The sequence below is a fragment of the Serratia sp. NFX21 genome, assembly GCF_048517035.1.
Taxonomy (GTDB): domain Bacteria; phylum Pseudomonadota; class Gammaproteobacteria; order Enterobacterales; family Enterobacteriaceae; genus Serratia; species Serratia quinivorans.
In genome coordinates, this window is the sequence record NZ_CP183196.1 from 3,966,074 (window position 1) to 3,983,253 (window position 17,180).

At 54.2% G+C, this 17,180-nt stretch carries 14 protein-coding genes; 10 read left to right on the forward strand and 4 right to left on the reverse strand.

Annotated elements, in window-relative coordinates:
• The first annotated feature begins 313 nt into the window (after positions 1-313).
• From ACNT1W_RS18610 to yejF, 8 genes are all read left to right on the forward strand, one after another.
• On the forward strand, positions 314-1,288 hold the full coding sequence (locus ACNT1W_RS18610) for a CobW family GTP-binding protein (RefSeq protein ID WP_261131687.1): 975 nt from the start codon (positions 314-316) through the stop codon (positions 1,286-1,288).
• Between the two features lie 51 nt (positions 1,289-1,339).
• Complete coding sequence (locus ACNT1W_RS18615) at positions 1,340-2,044, forward strand: phosphatase PAP2 family protein (protein ID WP_419245996.1); 705 nt, start codon at positions 1,340-1,342, stop codon at positions 2,042-2,044.
• Between the two features lie 414 nt (positions 2,045-2,458).
• Positions 2,459-3,034, forward strand: coding sequence for a bifunctional murein DD-endopeptidase/murein LD-carboxypeptidase (mepS, locus tag ACNT1W_RS18620; protein WP_012145960.1), 576 nt, complete (start codon positions 2,459-2,461; stop codon positions 3,032-3,034).
• Between the two features lie 347 nt (positions 3,035-3,381).
• Positions 3,382-4,968: a cyclic di-GMP phosphodiesterase gene (locus ACNT1W_RS18625; protein WP_419245997.1), complete on the forward strand. Its 1,587-nt coding sequence runs from the start codon at positions 3,382-3,384 to the stop codon at positions 4,966-4,968.
• 89 nt (positions 4,969-5,057) lie between these two features.
• Positions 5,058-6,866, forward strand: a complete 1,809-nt coding sequence (locus ACNT1W_RS18630) for an extracellular solute-binding protein (RefSeq protein ID WP_012145962.1) — start codon at positions 5,058-5,060, stop codon at positions 6,864-6,866.
• 10 nt (positions 6,867-6,876) lie between these two features.
• Positions 6,877-7,971: a microcin C ABC transporter permease YejB gene (locus ACNT1W_RS18635; protein ID WP_012145963.1), complete on the forward strand. Its 1,095-nt coding sequence runs from the start codon at positions 6,877-6,879 to the stop codon at positions 7,969-7,971.
• Complete coding sequence (locus ACNT1W_RS18640) at positions 7,968-8,993, forward strand: ABC transporter permease (RefSeq protein ID WP_419245998.1); 1,026 nt, start codon at positions 7,968-7,970, stop codon at positions 8,991-8,993. The genes ACNT1W_RS18635 and ACNT1W_RS18640 overlap by 4 nt, the downstream gene beginning before the upstream one ends.
• Position 8,994: 1 nt before the next feature.
• Positions 8,995-10,587 (forward strand): microcin C ABC transporter ATP-binding protein YejF, encoded by a 1,593-nt coding sequence (yejF, locus tag ACNT1W_RS18645; RefSeq protein WP_129939563.1) that lies wholly within the window; start codon positions 8,995-8,997, stop codon positions 10,585-10,587.
• A gap of 9 nt (positions 10,588-10,596) precedes the next feature.
• Here yejF and ACNT1W_RS18650 read toward each other — a convergent pair whose 3' ends face one another.
• From ACNT1W_RS18650 to rsuA, 3 genes are all read right to left on the reverse strand, one after another.
• A complete protein-coding gene (locus ACNT1W_RS18650; RefSeq protein WP_012145966.1) occupies positions 10,597-10,941 on the reverse strand; it encodes a YejG family protein in 345 nt (114 codons plus the stop codon).
• Positions 10,942-11,548: 607 nt separating this feature from the next.
• Entirely contained in the window at positions 11,549-12,757 is a 1,209-nt protein-coding gene (locus ACNT1W_RS18655; protein ID WP_129939562.1) for a Bcr/CflA family multidrug efflux MFS transporter, read from the reverse strand.
• A gap of 39 nt (positions 12,758-12,796) precedes the next feature.
• Positions 12,797-13,510, reverse strand: coding sequence for a 16S rRNA pseudouridine(516) synthase RsuA (gene rsuA, locus ACNT1W_RS18660; protein WP_017893452.1), 714 nt, complete (start codon positions 13,508-13,510; stop codon positions 12,797-12,799).
• Positions 13,511-13,819: 309 nt separating this feature from the next.
• On the opposite strand from rsuA, the gene ACNT1W_RS18665 reads away from it, so the two are divergent.
• Positions 13,820-15,577 (forward strand): DEAD/DEAH box helicase, encoded by a 1,758-nt coding sequence (locus tag ACNT1W_RS18665; RefSeq protein ID WP_419245999.1) that lies wholly within the window; start codon positions 13,820-13,822, stop codon positions 15,575-15,577.
• Between the two features lie 206 nt (positions 15,578-15,783).
• Positions 15,784-16,068: a 50S ribosomal protein L25 gene (rplY, locus tag ACNT1W_RS18670; RefSeq protein ID WP_012145970.1), complete on the forward strand. Its 285-nt coding sequence runs from the start codon at positions 15,784-15,786 to the stop codon at positions 16,066-16,068.
• An 84-nt stretch (positions 16,069-16,152) separates the two neighbouring features.
• On the opposite strand, the gene yejK is transcribed toward rplY, so the two are convergent.
• On the reverse strand, positions 16,153-17,163 hold the full coding sequence (yejK, locus tag ACNT1W_RS18675; RefSeq protein WP_419246000.1) for a nucleoid-associated protein YejK: 1,011 nt from the start codon (positions 17,161-17,163) through the stop codon (positions 16,153-16,155).
• Positions 17,164-17,180: the final 17 nt, after the last annotated feature.

Genomic DNA, 17,180 nt, shown 5'->3' on the forward strand with positions numbered 1-17,180 from the left:
AACCTCATTTTTTGTTAAGCCAATTTAACCATAGAGGATTTTCTTAAGAATAATCGCAAGGTCAGGGGAATTATTTGGCGGTTAATCTGGCAATTAACAAAGGAAAACAAGCTACTAAAGATCACCACCCTGGTTAATTCATGGTTTTATATAAGAATTTTCTGACCGTTTGGCGTGGATTTGTCCGATTAAATGCCGCATCTTAACCTGCAAAATTTGTGACCTGACGCAGGTTGAGCAACCTCAAGTGCTAAGGCAAAGCAGGGTTGCTTATTTATTGACCAATAGACATTATTAACATCAGGAATAATTTATGACCAAAACTAACCTGATCACCGGTTTTCTCGGCAGCGGTAAAACCACCACCATTCGTCACTTGCTGGCTAACAAACCGGAACATGAGCGTTGGGCAGTGCTGGTAAACGAGTTTGGTGAAATTGGTATTGATGGCGCATTGCTGGCAGACAGCGGTGCGGTGTTAAAGGAGATCCCTGGCGGTTGTATGTGTTGTGTGAACGGCTTGCCGATGCAGGTCGGGCTGAATATGCTGCTGCAACAGAGTAAACCCGACCGTCTGTTGATCGAACCTACCGGCCTGGGCCACCCGAAACAGATCCTGTCATTGCTGATGCAGGACAGCTACGCCGGCTGGATCGATCTACAGGCCACCCTGTGCCTGTTGGACGCACGTCAGCTCAGCGAACCGCGCTATGTAGAAAACGAAAACTTCCGCGATCAACTGGCGGCGGCCGACGTTATTCTGGCCAGCAAAAGCGACACCTATCAGCCGCAGGATCTGCTGGCCCTGCAGCAATGGGCGCAGCAGGACTCCCTGCAGCGGCCGCTTTATCACATTCAACAGGGCCAGGCGGATGTCACCTTGCTGGACCTGCCTCGCACGAATCGCACAGAATTACCGAATGCCCAGCATCATCATAGCCACAGCAAAACACAGGGCTTGGCCGCATTGCGGCTGCCGGAAACTTCGCGCTGGCGGCGAGCGCTCAATCAGGGCCAGGGATTTACCAGCTGTGGCTGGATCTTTGACGCCGACACGGTATTCGATACCGTTGGCATCATGGAGTGGATACGGCTGGCACCGGTCGAACGCGCCAAAGGCGTAGTGCGCATTGCTGAAGGCACTCTGTTGATCAACCGTCAGGGGCAGGATCTCAATATCGAAACGCGTCCTGTCGCGCCGCTGGACAGCCGAATTGAACTGATTCACAGCGGGAACGCGGATTGGAACGCGCTGCAATCCAAGCTGTTTAACATTCGTTTAAGTTGAGAACTTTACCGTTAGCCTCTTTTTATTTTTAGACTTAAAACAGGTTATGCCATGACTCGCCGCAATTTACCCTTCATCATTTTCTTCAATTTATTGGGCATTGTGCTGTTTCTGTCCTGGTACCTGCCGGTTAACCACAGCTATTGGTTTACTCTGGACTCATCGATTTTCTTCTTTTTTAATCGTCATCTGGCGACTGACCCCGGTTTTTTGCATCTGGTGGCCATCACCAATAACCGGGCATTTGACGTGATTTCACTGATTGCCATGGGGCTGCTGTACCTGTGCTTTTATCTGCAACAGGACGCCGCCGGCCGTCGTCGTTTACTGGTAACCGGCGTGGTCATGCTGCTGACCGGCGTGGTGCTGAACCAGCTTGGGCACCTGCTTCCGGTCAAGCACCCCAGCCCGTCGCTGAGCTTTGAGAATGTTAACCGTGTCAGTGAACTGACCGGCATTCCGACCAAAGACGCCTCCAGCGACAGTTTCCCTGGCGACCATGGCATGATGCTGATGATTTTCTCCTGTTTTATGCTGCGCTACTTTAACCGCCGCGCGTTTGCCGTCGCGCTGCTGATCACCGTGGTGTTTTCATTACCGCGGGTGATGATTGGCGCCCACTGGTTTACGGATATCGCCGTAGGTTCGCTGTCGGTGGTGCTGGTCGGTGCCAGTTGGTGCCTGATGACCCCACTCAGCGATAGGCTGATCCTGCGCCTGAACCGTATGCTGCCCGGCAAGCACCGCCCAACGTAGCTATAACCCACAGTTATGACCTGCAGGAGGCCGCTGGCCTCCTGATAATTTCCTCGCCGCTTGCTGTTTATTCCCACATCACCGCGTTAACGCTTCTGTCACCTAATTTCACGCAAAACCAACACAACGGGCCATCAGCGTTTTTTATATGAAGATTTACATTATGTTACATCACAAATTCATATATAAAAGGCTGGAAAAAGGCTCGCAATCCCCAATCCGTTACGGTAATCTCGGATGCGTTTGTGCCTGGTTTAACTCGACTCAGCATCAAATCAGCTAAAAATGTGCGTTCCAGCACGTTTTCGGCGGTAACTGATTGTCGATGAAACAGCTGCAGATTAGTCTCGTTCCGTTTGGCATTTTTCAGGTAGCGACTGACGTCGTTAAGGACTTCAAGGGAAAACAATAACAATGGTCAAATCTCAACCGTTTCTGAGATATTTTTTGCGGGTAGTACCTGCAATTGCCGCAGCGGTAATGCTCTCCGCATGTAGCACGACTCACACTTCGAACTTGAATAACGCACAAACTGAGATGCGTGCAGTTAATGACAAAGATGGTCTTTTACTGCAAGCCTCTCAGGATGAATTCGAAGCAATGGTCCGTAACGTTGACGTTAAGTCAAAAATTATGGATCAGTATGCAGACTGGAAAGGCGTTCGCTACCGTTTAGGCGGTGAAACCAAGCGCGGCATCGATTGCTCAGCGTTTGTACAGCGCACCTTCCGCGAACAGTTTGGCATGGACTTACCTCGTTCAACCTATGAACAGGAAGACATGGGCAAGAAAATCTTGCGTACCAAACTGCGTCCTGGCGATCTGGTGCTGTTCCGCGCCGGTTCTACCGGACGCCACGTCGGCATCTATTTAGGTAACGATCAATTCGTTCATGCCTCTACCAGCAGCGGCGTGATGATTTCGAAACTGAGCGATAACTACTGGAATAAACGTTATCGCGAAGCCCGCCGGGTGCTAACCAGCAGCTGACGGCGCAACCTTGATTGTCCTGAAGACCAAACGAGCGATAGAACGCTGCCTCCGGGCAGCGTTTTTTTTGCGCTGCGCAACACCTTGCAACCTTCCCTCATTATCGGTTCGCGGTATTCTCAACATGGCCCTCTTAATTTCACGTCATTATTGGCGGGAAACTACGCCGACGTGGAAAAACTCACCTATTATCGTCAAATGGGGATAACAGTGATAATGCCGGATTTAAATGATTATCAGCCGTTGGATAAACGATGAATAATGACTGAGACACCGTCATTGCGATATATTAGGCAGTCACTCTATAACAAAAACAAATTGATACGCCGTGTTCAGGGGGCAGGTTTATGGGCTTGAAAAGGGCTTTTGCACGCCACGTTTCACACAGACGACGCAGTTTGGTTAAAAGCAGTGTCGTGGCCCTGGTATTTTTTATCCTGTTTATGGGGATTACGCTTTCGCTGATTAACCACCAGCGCACGCAATATCAACGCGCGGTAGAACAACGTACGCAGAAATTCACCCTCGATACCTTTAATAACCTGACTCAAATCATGCAGCGGTTGATGCCGCTAACCGAACAACCCTGTAGCAGCAGCCAACCGGAAATTACCTATCAGGCGGCTTTTCATGCCGGCGTGCGTACCTTTATGTTGGTGAAAAACGGCTTTGCCTATTGCTCTTCCGCCACCGGCGACATGATGTTGGCGCTGAAAAATATTTATCCGGAGATTGATCAACGCCAGCGGTTGGATCTCAAATTGCAGCAGGGTACGCCTCTGGTGCCGGGAAAACCGGCGTTCGCGGTTTGGCTGCGTCAGGCAGGCAAGGAAGATACCGGCATACTGGCGACGCTGGATATCGGCCTGATGCCCCAACAGATGTTTGGCACCAGCCCCGAACGTGCGCCGGGTATTGCCATTATTCTGAGCGATCGCGCCCTGACCAGCTTTAGCCCGAACCTGATGCCGGTCAACCAGTTGCCGGACGAAAAGGCCGACCGCATTTCCATCGCCGGCACCCCGATGATTATTATGTTTTATAACCAAAAACTGACGCCCAACGATATCCGCCTGACTCTGCTGGGTAGTCTGGTGCTGTCCTTAATGATCGGCGTGCTGTGCTACTACATGCTGTTGCTGCGCCAAAGCCCGGAGCGCGCCCTGATGCGCGGCATCAAACGCAACGAGTTCTTTATCGAGTATCAACCGGTATTTCATACCAAAACCGGCACCATCGGTGGGTTGGAAGCGCTGATCCGCTGGCAGCACCCGATCGAAGGACGTATTCCGCCGGATCTGTTTATTCCCTACGCCGAAAGCGAAGGGCTGATAGTGCCGCTGACGCGTCACCTGTTCCGCCTGATTGCCGAAGACGCCCCCAGGCTGGCGACGGCGCTGCCGCAGGGCGCCAAGCTCGGTCTGAATATCTCCCCTTCTCATCTCAGTGCGCCCTCTTTCCATCAGGACGTGTACGAACTGCTGGCGCAATTGCCGGGCAACTACTTCACGTTGGTATTTGAAATTACCGAGCGCGGCATGGTGGAGGAAGGCAACGCGCTGGCGGAGTTCGACTGGTTGCATAAACAAGGCATTGAAATTGCCATCGATGACTTCGGTACCGGCCACAGCGCACTGATCTATCTGCAACGCTTTAGCATGGACTATCTGAAAATAGACCGCGGTTTCGTCAACTCCATCGGCCGGGATACGGTCACCGCCCCGGTACTGGACGCGGTCATTTCACTGGCCAAAAAACTCAAAATGCAAACCGTGGCGGAGGGCGTGGAAACCGCAGAACAGGTGAGCTTCCTGCAGGAACAGGACGTTAATTTTATGCAGGGGTACTATTACAGCAAACCGTTGAGCATCGACAATTTTGTCGCCTTCTGCAACGCCCATACGGTCATGGACCATCAGGCGCTAACGGACTGAATCTTTTAACTTCTTTACTCTGCGGCGCGGCAGTAAATGTTATGCTGACCCAGATTTAATCGACTTAACAGCAGGAGCTTACCGTCAAGATGTCCGTGCGCGTTTTTGCTGCCCTGGTGCTCTCGGCACTGAGTTTTGGCCTGCAGGCCGAAACCCTCAATGAAAGTTACGCTTTCGCCCAGCTCGGTGAGCCGAAATACGCCACCGATTTCAGCCATTATGACTACGTCAACCCGGCGGCCCCAAAGGGCGGCGATGTGCGCCTGGCAGCCATTGGCACCTACGATAACTTTAACCGCTATGCACAACGTGGCGTTCCCGGCGAGCGTACCGATGCGCTGTACGATACCCTGTTCACCACCTCAGACGATGAAATCGGCAGCTACTATCCACTGATTGCCGAGTCTGCCCGCTTCCCGGCCGACATGCGCTGGGTAGAAGTGGATATTAACGCGCGCGCCCGCTTCCACGATGGTACGCCCATTACCGCCGCCGACGTGGCCTTTACCTTTACCAAGTTTATGACCGAAGGCGTACCGCAGTTTCGCGTGGCGTATAAGGGCATATCGGTCAAGGCCATTTCACGCCTGACGGTGCGCATTGAATTTCCACAGCCGGATAAAGACAAGTTGCTCGGGTTGTTCAGCCTGCCCATTTTGCCGCAGAGCTTCTGGAAAGATCACAAGTTGAACGAGCCACTGAGCACCCCACCGCTGAGCAGTGGCCCCTATAAGATCGCCAGTTATCGACTGGGCCAATACATTACCTATCAACGGGTACGCGATTATTGGGCCGCCAACCTGCCGGTCAACCGCGGCCGCTTTAACTTCGACAGCATCCGCTACGACTACTATCTGGACGACAAAGTGGCACTGGAGGCCTTCAAGGCCGGTGCCTATGACTTCCGCATCGAAGGTTCGCCAAAAAGCTGGGCGACTCAGTACCAGGGCGGCAATTTCGCTCGCAATTACATTATCAAACAGGATGAAACCAATCAGTCGGCGCAAAATACCCGCTGGATGGCCTTCAATATGCGGCGCCCTCTGTTCGCCGATCCTCGGGTGCGCGAAGCGCTCACGCTGGCTTTCGATTTCGACTGGATGAATAAGGCGCTGTATTACAACGCCTACCAACGAACCAATAGCTATTTCCAGAACACCCCCTACGCAGCCAGCGGCTACCCGGATGCGGCCGAACTGGCGCTGCTGGGCCCACTAAAGGGCAAGGTACCGGCGGAGGTATTCACCAGTATCTACCAGCCGCCGTCCTCCGATGGCAGCGGTAACGATCGGCAAAATCTGCTGAAAGCGACTCAGTTGCTGAAACAGGCCGGCTGGGAGGTCAAAAACCAAAAGTTGGTAAACAGTAAAACCGGCCAGCCATTCAGCTTCGAACTGATGTTGCTGAGCGGCAGCAACTTCCAGTACGTCTTGCCGTTTCAGCACAACCTGAAACGACTGGGCATTGATATGCAGATCCGTGAAATCGACATATCCCAATTCACCAAGCGCATGCGCGACGGCGATTTCGATATGATGCCGACGGTTTATATGGCAATGCCTTTCCCTGGTTCAAGTCTTGAGACGCTCTGGGACTCCAAATACATTAACTCCAGCTGGAATACTCCCGGCGTCACCGATCCGGCCGTCGATAGCCTGGTCAGGCAGATCGCCGCGCATCAGGGCGACGAAAAAGCCCTGCTGCCGCTGGGCCGCGCTCTTGATCGGGTACTGACCTGGAACAGGTATATGTTGCCGATGTGGTATTCCAACCACGACCGCTATGCCTACTGGGACAAATTCTCTACGCCGTCGATCCGTCCGGCCTACGTGATTGGTTTCGATAACTGGTGGTTTGACGTCAACAAGGCGGCGCGTTTGCCGGCTCAACAACAATAAGGGGTTTGCGATGGCGGCTTATTTGATTCGCAGACTGTTGCTGATTATCCCCACCCTGTGGGCGATCATCACCATTAACTTTTTTATTGTGCAGATCGCTCCCGGTGGCCCGGTCGACCAGGCGATTGCCACTATCGAAATGGGCCAGAGCAGCGGCTTCGGCGGTGGCGGTGCCGGTGAAGGCCTGGGGCACGCACGTATTGGTGTTGGCAGTGCGACAGATAGCCAATACCGTGGCTCACGCGGGCTGGATCCCGAGGTGATCGCCGAGATCACCAAACGCTATGGCTTCGACAAACCGCTGCATGAGCGCTATTTCACCATGTTGTGGAACTACATGCGCCTCGACTTCGGTGACAGTCTGTTCCGTGGCGCATCGGTGATGCAACTGGTGGGTCATAGTCTGCCGGTATCAGTCACGCTGGGGCTGTGGAGCACGCTGATTATCTACCTGGTGTCGATCCCGTTGGGGATCCGCAAAGCGGTGCATAACGGCAGCGCCTTCGATACCTGGAGCAGCACTCTGATTATCATTGGTTATGCCATTCCGGCCTTCCTGTTCGCGATTTTGATGATTGTGCTGTTCGCCGGTGGCAGCTACCTCGACTGGTTCCCGTTGCGCGGTCTGGTTTCCAGCAATTTCGATACCCTGCCGTGGTATGGCAAAATCACCGATTACCTGTGGCATATCACGCTGCCGGTGCTGGCGACGGTGATTGGTGGCTTCGCCACCCTGACCATGCTGACCAAAAACTCATTCCTCGATGAGATCCGCAAACAATATGTGGTCACCGCACGTGCCAAAGGGCTGGACGAGAACAAGATCCTTTACCGCCACGTGTTCCGCAACGCCATGCTGCTGGTGATAGCCGGCTTTCCGGCGACCTTTGTCAGCATGTTTTTCACCGGCTCATTGCTGATCGAGGTGATGTTCTCGCTCAACGGGCTGGGCTTGCTGGGTTATGACGCCACCCTGCAGCGCGATTACCCGGTGATGTTCGGCACGCTGTATATCTTCACCCTGATTGGCCTGCTGTTGAATATCCTTAGCGATATCACCTATACCCTGGTCGATCCGCGCATTGATTTCGAGGCCCGCCAATGAATCGCTTAAGCCCGATTAATCAGGCTCGTTGGGCACGTTTTTGCAGCAACCGCCGTGGCTATTGGTCGCTGTGGATTTTTCTGGTGCTGTTTATCCTCAGCCTGGGGGCCAACCTGATCGCTAACGACAAGCCGCTACTGGTGCGCTACGAGGGCCACCTGTACCTGCCGTTTATTATCGACTACAGCGAGACCACCTTCGGCGGTGAGCTCAATACCGCCACCGACTATCAGGATCCGTTTGTTAAAAAGCAGATCGACAGCCACGGCTGGGCAGTTTGGCCACCGATCCGCTTTAGTTATAACACCATCAACTTCGCCACCGAGGTGCCCTTCCCTTCGGCCCCTTCACAGCAAAATTTATTAGGTACCGACAGTAACGGCAGCGACGTGCTGGCCCGCGTGCTGTACGGCTTTCGTATTTCGATGCTGTTCGGGCTGGCGCTAACGCTGTTTTCCAGCGTGATTGGCGTCTGCGCCGGCGCCATGCAGGGCTACTACGGCGGGCGCGTGGATCTATGGGGCCAGCGCTTTATTGAAGTGTGGTCAGGGATGCCGACGCTGTTTTTGATTATTCTGCTGTCGAGCATCGTACAACCCAATTTTTGGTGGCTGCTCGGCATCACCATTTTATTTGGCTGGATGAGCCTGGTGGGCGTGGTACGCGCCGAGTTCCTGCGCACCCGTAACTACGATTACATCCGCGCCGCACGTGCCATGGGGGTGCAGGACCGGGTCATTATGTACCGGCATATGCTGCCCAATGCCATGGTGGCGATGCTGACCTTCTTGCCGTTTATCCTGTGCGGATCCATCACCACCCTGACCTCCCTCGATTTCCTGGGCTTTGGCCTGCCGATCGGTTCTCCGTCGCTCGGCGAGCTGCTGCTGCAGGGCAAAAACAACCTGCAGGCGCCGTGGCTTGGCATTACCGCGTTCCTGGTGTTGGCGGTGTTGCTGTCTTTACTTATTTTTATTGGCGAAGCGGTACGCGACGCCTTTGACCCCAGCAAGGCGCATTGATATGGCTAGCACTCCTTTGCTTTCAATTCAGGATCTCGGCGTTGCTTTCCGCCAGGGTGACCAACTGAATCAGGTCGTCAGTGGGCTTTCGCTGCAGATAGAAAAGGCAGAAACGCTGGCACTGGTGGGCGAGTCCGGTTCGGGAAAAAGCGTCACTGCACTGTCGGTGTTGCGCCTGCTGCCTTCACCACCGGTGGTCTATACCGGCGGTGATATCCAGTTCAACGGCAATTCGTTGCTGCATGCGCCTGAGGCTGAGCTGCGCAAGGTGCGCGGCAACCAGATTTCGATGATCTTCCAGGAGCCGATGGTGTCACTCAATCCCTTGCATACCATCGAGAAGCAGCTGGCGGAAGTCCTGGCGCTGCATCGCGGTATGCGGCGCGACGCGGCACGCAGTGAGATTATTCAGTGTCTGGATCGCGTAGGTATTCGTAACGCCAAGGGCCGGTTGAAAGACTACCCACACCAGCTCTCCGGCGGCGAACGCCAGCGGGTGATGATCGCCATGGCGGTGTTAACCCAGCCCAAGCTACTGATTGCCGATGAACCCACGACGGCGCTCGATGTCACCATTCAGGCGCAAATTCTGCTGTTGCTGAAAGAACTGAAGCAAGAAATGGGCATGGGGCTGCTGTTTATCACCCATAACCTGAATATTGTACGCCGCCTGGCGGATAACGTAGCGGTCATGCGCCAGGGGCAATGCGTTGAGCAAAGCAGCCGGAGCAACCTGTTTAGCCGGCCGCAACACCCCTATACCCAACAATTACTGGCGGCAGAGAACGTAGGCGATCCGCTGCCGCTACCTGCTGACGCCGCCCCGTTGCTGAAGGTGGAAAACCTGCAGGTCAGTTTCCCGATCAGGCGCGGTTTACTGCGCCGCACCGTGGGTCAGCATTATGCGCTGAAAGATTTGAGCTTTGAGCTGAAGGCCGGGGAAAGCGTCGGATTGGTGGGCGAGTCCGGCTCCGGTAAGAGCACCACCGGGCTGGCGTTACTGCGCTTGCTTAGCGCCAGGGGGGCGATGTGGTTTAAAGGCCAGCCGTTGCACCAGTTCAGCATGAAGCAGATGCTGCCATACCGCAGCCAGATGCAGATTGTGTTTCAGGACCCTTACTCCGCGCTTAATCCCCGGCTCAATGTGCTGCAAATCATCGCCGAGGGGCTGGAGGTTCACCAAAAACTGAGCGCTGAGCAGCGAGAACAGCGGGTGATCGAAGTACTACAGGAGGTGGGGCTGGATCCCGCCCTGCGCCACCGTTACCCTACCGAGTTTTCCGGCGGTCAGCGCCAACGCATCGCCATCGCACGTGCGCTGATTTTACAACCTCAGTTGCTGATCCTCGATGAGCCGACCTCGTCACTGGATAAATCGGTACAGGCGCAAATCCTGACGCTGCTTAAATCACTGCAACAGCGCCACCGGCTGGCCTATCTGTTTATCAGCCATGATTTGCAGGTGGTGCGTTCACTGTGTCATCAGGTGATTGTGCTGCGACAGGGGGAAGTGGTTGAACAAGGTGACTGCCAGACAGTCTTTAACTCACCGGCCGCCGCTTATACCCAGCAGTTGTTACAGCTGGCGGATTAGCGACGGGATTCAGAAAGGATATTGAGCGCTCATCGGCTCGGCAATAGCGGCACCCACGTTTTTTAGCCGACACATGGTGGCGCTTTCATCGCAGCGATGCACAAACAGGCAAGGTTCCCCTTCCCACTCTACGATGGCGCAGTCGACCTGGATCTCCTGCAACGACAATTTAAGCTGTTGCATCACCTGCCAGGCGTCAGCACCCTCATGACTGAGCAGTTTCAGACCAATCAGGTTGTTATCTTCGTCTATTCCGCTGAGCGGAATCGGTTCAACCTTGACGCCGGTAAAACCTGATAGCCAACGATAACTTTGCGGCAAGCGATGCACTACCGAAAGTTGGATACTTTCCACATGAAATCCCTAGTTTGAAAAAATGAAACGCTTTTTACCTGACAGGGTAACTAAGTTATAGCCGTTGACGCTCGACTCTGCCCCTTATGAATGTTATTTAAATGTAAAAAACATCACAAGCGGTTAACTCGCTCCCTGCGCTTGCTGATGTCCTGCGGTTTTAGTGACGCCCTGCGGGGTCATTTCACAGCATTTTGCGACTCAGCTCGCATTTTTGCGTTATATGTAACCCTTTCCCGCCGCGATCTCAACTCTTTTTTCTTGCAATACGGTTACTTATTGCTCGGCATAATTTTACATTGAGGAAACATTTAGTCTCGCACCACAACGGTGACTTACAAGCTAACTCATTGACTATAAATGGCCTTAAAACAAATTACTCACCGGTATTAGTCCAGGAAAATAACGGATAGGCGGGTTATCTGCCTGAGCAGGCAGAGCATTTTTTTAACAAAAAGAATACAGATAGTGCGCAGGGGATTTAATTAGCACACTTATGTTTAGCAACGAAGTCTTCATTGCCATTGGGTTTCAGAGCGGGCTTGGGCCGGAGGGGATATTTCACCCAGGCCCAACATCACGCTGAGCCTGGATCAGGAAGAAAAGACTAGGGGGTATCAGACGAGGATTTTTGTCGTGGCCGACTGGCATACAGATAGAACAACACCGCAACAATGCTACACAGCGCCATTGAGGAAACCATCGGCCAGGCACTTTTGCCGGGCGCCATTGCCAGTATCGCCCCCACCAACGCACCGATGCTGAAACGCAAGGTACCTGCCAGAGAGGATGCCGTACCTGCCATATGCGGGAAGTCGTCCAGGATCACGGCCATGGCGTTTGAGGAAATCATGGCGATACACCCCAGATAAACGGCCACGCCCAACACCAACGCCCAGAACCCCAGGCCAATAGCGCTCACCGCCAGTAACCACAGCCCCATCGCCAACTGCACAAACAGCCCCAGACGGAACATTTTGATCGCGCCCAACCGCCGTACATTACGACTGTTAACCAGCGTGGTCAGGAACAGGAAAACAATATTCAGCGCAAAATAGTAACCAAAGTGCTGCGGTGAAACATGATTCAGTTCGATATATACGAACGGCCCGGCGCTGAGGAACGAGAACATACCGGCGAAGGAGAAGGCGCTGGCCAGCATATAGCTCAACACGCGCTTATGGCGGAACAAGGAAGCGAAGTTACCCAGCGTGGTACGCAGATGGAATTTTTGCCGCCGCTCTTTCGGCAGCGTCTCTTTAATAAAGAACGCCACCAGCAATGAACCGATCAGCGCCGCGGCTCCCATGGTCCAGAAAATCGCATGCCAACTGAACCACAGCAGCAGCGCGCCACCAATCATCGGTGCCAGCAAGGGCGCAATGGTCATCACCAGGATGACAAACGACATCATGCGCGAGAACTCGTCCTTGGTGAACATATCGCGCATCAGGGCATTAATCACTACGCTGGCCGCCGCCGCCGACAGCCCATGCAGGAAACGCAGATTGATCAATTGGTCAATCGACTGCGCCATCGCACAGGCACCACCGGCAATGGCGAAGATCAGCGTTCCCCACAGGATCACCGGCTTGCGGCCAATGCTGTCAGACATCGGCCCGTAGAACAACTGCCCCAGGGCAAAGCCGAGCATATAGGCGCTGAGCGTCATCTGCACGCTGCCCGACTCGACGCCGAACTGTTTGGCAATCACCGGCATACTGGGCAGGTACATGTCGATAGCCAGCGGCATCAGCATGGAAAGCAGGCCCAGAATAAAAATCAAACCGAGGTGAGATGACCGGTTCTGTAACACGTTCGACGACTCCTTCATTAGCCGTAGTCTTGTAATGAATTAATCTTGCAGGTGCGGAGCACCAACGCTGGCGATTTCTTCTTCTGTCAGCGGACGGTATTCGCCCTCTGCCAGATCCTCATCCATCACGATGGCACCAATACGTTCGCGATGCAGCTCGAGAACCCGGTTGCCGACCGCTGCGAACATGCGTTTCACCTGGTGATAACGCCCTTCGCTGATGGTCAGGCGTACCAGCTTGTCTTCAATTTGTTCCAGTTGCGCAGGTCGGGTCAGATCTTTTTCGTTATGCAACTGCACGCCTTCGGCAAATTGCTGCGCGGTATCTTCCGCCAGCGGATGCTCCAGCGTCACCAGATAGGTTTTCTCACAGTGATGCTTGGGTGAAGTGATGCGGTGCGACCATTGACCGTCGTCGGTCATCAGCACCAGGCCGGTGGTATCGATATCCAGGCGACCGGCGGCATGTAGCTTGTAGGCCACCGGCTCATCGAGGAAATACAGCACCGTCGGATGATCGGGATCGTCCGTGGAGCAAACGTAACCCTGCGGTTTATTGAGCATAAAATAGCGCGGGCCGTTTTGGCGTTGCAGTGGGTTGCCGTCAAACGTCACCTCCTGCTCCGGAGTCAGTTTCAGTGCCCCGCTCTTCACCACTTCACCGTCTACGGTGACGCGTTTTGCCCGAAGTTCACGCGCTACCAGCGCACGGCTAACACCTAACTGCTGAGATAAAAACTTGTCCAGTCGCATTGAATCTGCTTTGCCTGTCGTTGTTATGATCGCATTGATCGTATTGCTAAAATATGACACCCACCGTTGCACCAGGTGCAACAGGGCAGGTTCGAAGAGGGGGAAACAGCGATTACTGTCACGCAAGTATAGCGGTGGAAACGGCCCCCTGACAGAGGTAATTTCCACGCTTCTCGCACCATCGGCGCTCAGAAGGCATAATAATAGAAATTTTTTAGCCGTCAGGGGAGTAAAATGTCACTGTTTTTGTGGGATCAGATGTTACAAAACCTGTTCCTGACGGCCCTTCTCAACCCACGGCGTTAATTTATGGCCTTTACTCTACGCCCCTACCAACTGGAAGCGGTCGAAGCCACCATCAAACATTTCCGTCAGCACCCACAACCGGCGCTGATCGTGCTGCCGACCGGGGCCGGTAAAAGCCTGGTGATCGCCGAGTTGGCGAAGCGCGCGCGTGGCCGGGTATTGGTGCTGGCTCATGTGAAAGAACTGGTGGCGCAAAACCACGCCAAATACCGCGCCTACGGGTTGGAAGCCGATATTTTTGCCGCCGGGCTGCAGCAAAAAGACAGCGCCGGCAAGGTGGTATTCGGCAGCGTACAATCCGTGGCGCGTAATCTGCCATTGTTTGACGGTGCGTTTTCGCTGTTGATTATCGACGAATGCCACCGCATCAGCGACGATGACGACAGTCAGTACCAGCAGATTATTCAGCATCTGCAAAAAACCAATCCGCAGTTGCGGCTGCTGGGCCTGACCGCCACGCCCTACCGGCTGGGTAAAGGCTGGATTTATCAGTATCACTATCACGGTTTTACCCGTGGCGATGCCAACAGTCTGTTTCGTGACTGCATCTATGAACTGCCGCTGCGCTACATGATCAAAAACGGCTTCCTGGTGCCGCCGGAAAGGCTGGACATGCCTATTGTGCAGTATGATTTCAGCCGTCTGGAGGCCAGAAGCAACGGCCTGTTCAGTGAGATCGACCTGAACCGTGAGCTGAAGCAGCAAAATCGCATTACGCCGCACATCATCAGCCAGATCGTTGAATATGCCGAAACGCGTAAAGGGGTAATGATTTTCGCCTCCACCGTTGAGCACGCCCGTGAAATTCACGGCCTGCTGCCCCAGGGTGAAGCCGCGCTGGTCAGCGCCGAAACGCCCGCAGCCGAGCGCGATGCGCTGATTGAGGCTTTCAAACAACAGCAATTGCGCTACCTGGTCAACGTGGCGGTACTGACCACCGGTTTTGATGCACCGCATGTCGATCTGATCGCTATTCTGCGCCCAACCGAATCCGTCAGCCTGTATCAGCAAATCGTCGGGCGTGGGCTGCGGCTGGCCCCCGGCAAGGAAGATTGCCTGATCCTCGACTACGCCGGTAACCCGCACGATCTGTTTACCCCAGAGGTCGGGGTCAGTAAGCCACACGGCGACAGTCAGCCGGTACAGGTGTTCTGCCCCGGCTGCGGCTTCGCCAACCTGTTTTGGGGCAAATGCACCGAGAACGGCGATATCATCGAACACTATGGTCGCCGTTGTCAGGGCTGGCTGGAGGATGATGAAGGCCATCGCGAGCAGTGCGATTACCGCTTCCGCTTCAAGATTTGCCCGCATTGCGGCGCTGAGAATGACATTGCCGCCCGCCGCTGCCACCAGTGTCAGGAAGTCTTGGTCGATCCTGACGATATGCTGAAGGCTGCGCTGAAGTTGAAAGACGCTTTGGTATTGCGCTGTGGCGGCATGGAGCTGCAAAGCGGCCGTGATGAAAAAGGCGAATGGTTGAAAGCCACTTATTACGACGAAGACGGCACCAGCACCAGTGAACGTTTCCGGCTACAGACCCCGGCGCAGCGCAAAGCCTTCGAAATGCTGTTCCTGCGCCCGCATCAGCGTGCGCCAGGAGTCCCTTTTGCCTGGCAAACCGCTGCCGACGTGCTGGCCCAGCAAGCGGCCTTGCGCCATCCGGATTTTGTAGTGGCACGCAAACGCGGGCAGTTCTGGCAGATACGGGAAAAAGTGTTCGATTATCAAGGCCGCTTCCGCCGTGCCAACGAGCTGTCTTGATCCTGACGGCCGGCAAATCGGGCAGGTTTCCATTGCCCTGCGGACGGCTTTCCGTTAAACTGCCGCCCGCTTTGCCTGGGTTCGCCCGGTGCTAAAGCAGGTTATACCCTACGCATGACAGGCTGCGGTCTGGAAGGCGACGGGTAAATCGAACTTGCTACTGGGTCGCCTGTAGCAGGGTAAATTTTCTTTTTAGAGAAAAAACAATGTTCACTATCAATGTAGAAGTACGTAAAGACCAGGGTAAGGGTGCGAGCCGCCGCCTGCGTATTGCCAACAAATTCCCAGCTATCGTTTACGGTGGCGAAGAAGCTCCAGTTTCCATCGAACTGGACCATGATTCTGTTAAGAACATGGAATCCAAACCAGAATTCTACAGCGAAGCAGTAACTCTGGTTATCGACGGTAAAGAAACCAAAGTGAAAGTTCAGGCTGTACAGCGTCACCCGTTCAAGCCGAAACTGGCTCACATCGACTTCCGTCGCGTTTAATCGCAACGAAATCGAACCTTTCGGGACGCCGAAGTAGAAAACGCCGCAATTGCGGCGTTTTTTATTGTCTGCGATCCGGTGAAATTACTTGTTGCCGCTGTTCTGGCGACGTTGTAACTGGTCACGCAGGTTCGGTGGCGTCCCTCTGATGGTTAGCGTATCGGTAGCCGCATCCCAGAAAACTCGCTCCCCCAACAGCATGGCATCAAAGTTCATGCTGATACCACCGCCGCTGCCGGCAAACTTGGTCAACTGACGCAGCGTGCCACGATCGGCCGGGAAACTGTCTTCCAGTTGATAACCTTGTTCGCTGGAAAACTGCAGAAAATCTTTCTCGCCTACGGGCGCAATCTCTTTCGACAGTTCCTGCAGTTCAATTTCTTCACCGGCCTGCAGCTGTTCGTTGCAATAGCTGTAAACCTGCTGACGTACCGACTGGCGCTCATTCTTGTCCAGTTGGGCATCGGCGCAGTAATCGTCAACCGCCTGCAGCAAGCCCCGGTTTTGCGCCTTGGTATCCAGACCTTCGGCCGCCGCCAGGAAATCCATAAAGAAATCGGACACCTTGCGGCCCACCCGCCCTTTCAGGAAAGTCAGGTAACGGGTCGACTCCGGATTGGTTTCCCACTCGGTCAGATCGATGCGTGCCACGATATCGGCGTGGTTGATATCCAGATAATGAGTGGTATTGATATCCAGCTCTTCGTTAACGCGCGAACTGTTGCGGCTGTTCAGCACCGCAATCAGCAAATACTCCACCGCCAGATAGCGGTACTGACCAAACAGCACCACGCCGCCTTCGGCAAAGGGATACTTGGCCAGCTCATCGCGCAGGCGACCAGTCGCCGCACGGCTGAAGGCCAGAAAGTCCTTATCTTCCTTGCGGCAGGTACGCAACGCGTCCGCCAGCTCACTGCCTTCATTGAACAGGCCGTAAGCCTTACTCTTGGCACTGTAGACACGATGCAGCTCTTCCATCATCTCTTCCACCGCCGCATTGGTGGGCAGCAGAGAATCGCGCAGCACCACATCCAGCGTTTGTTCGTCGCGTTTGACCAACTGGTGCAGAGCGATCTGGTCGATATCCAGACTCATGGTAAATCCTCCTGTTC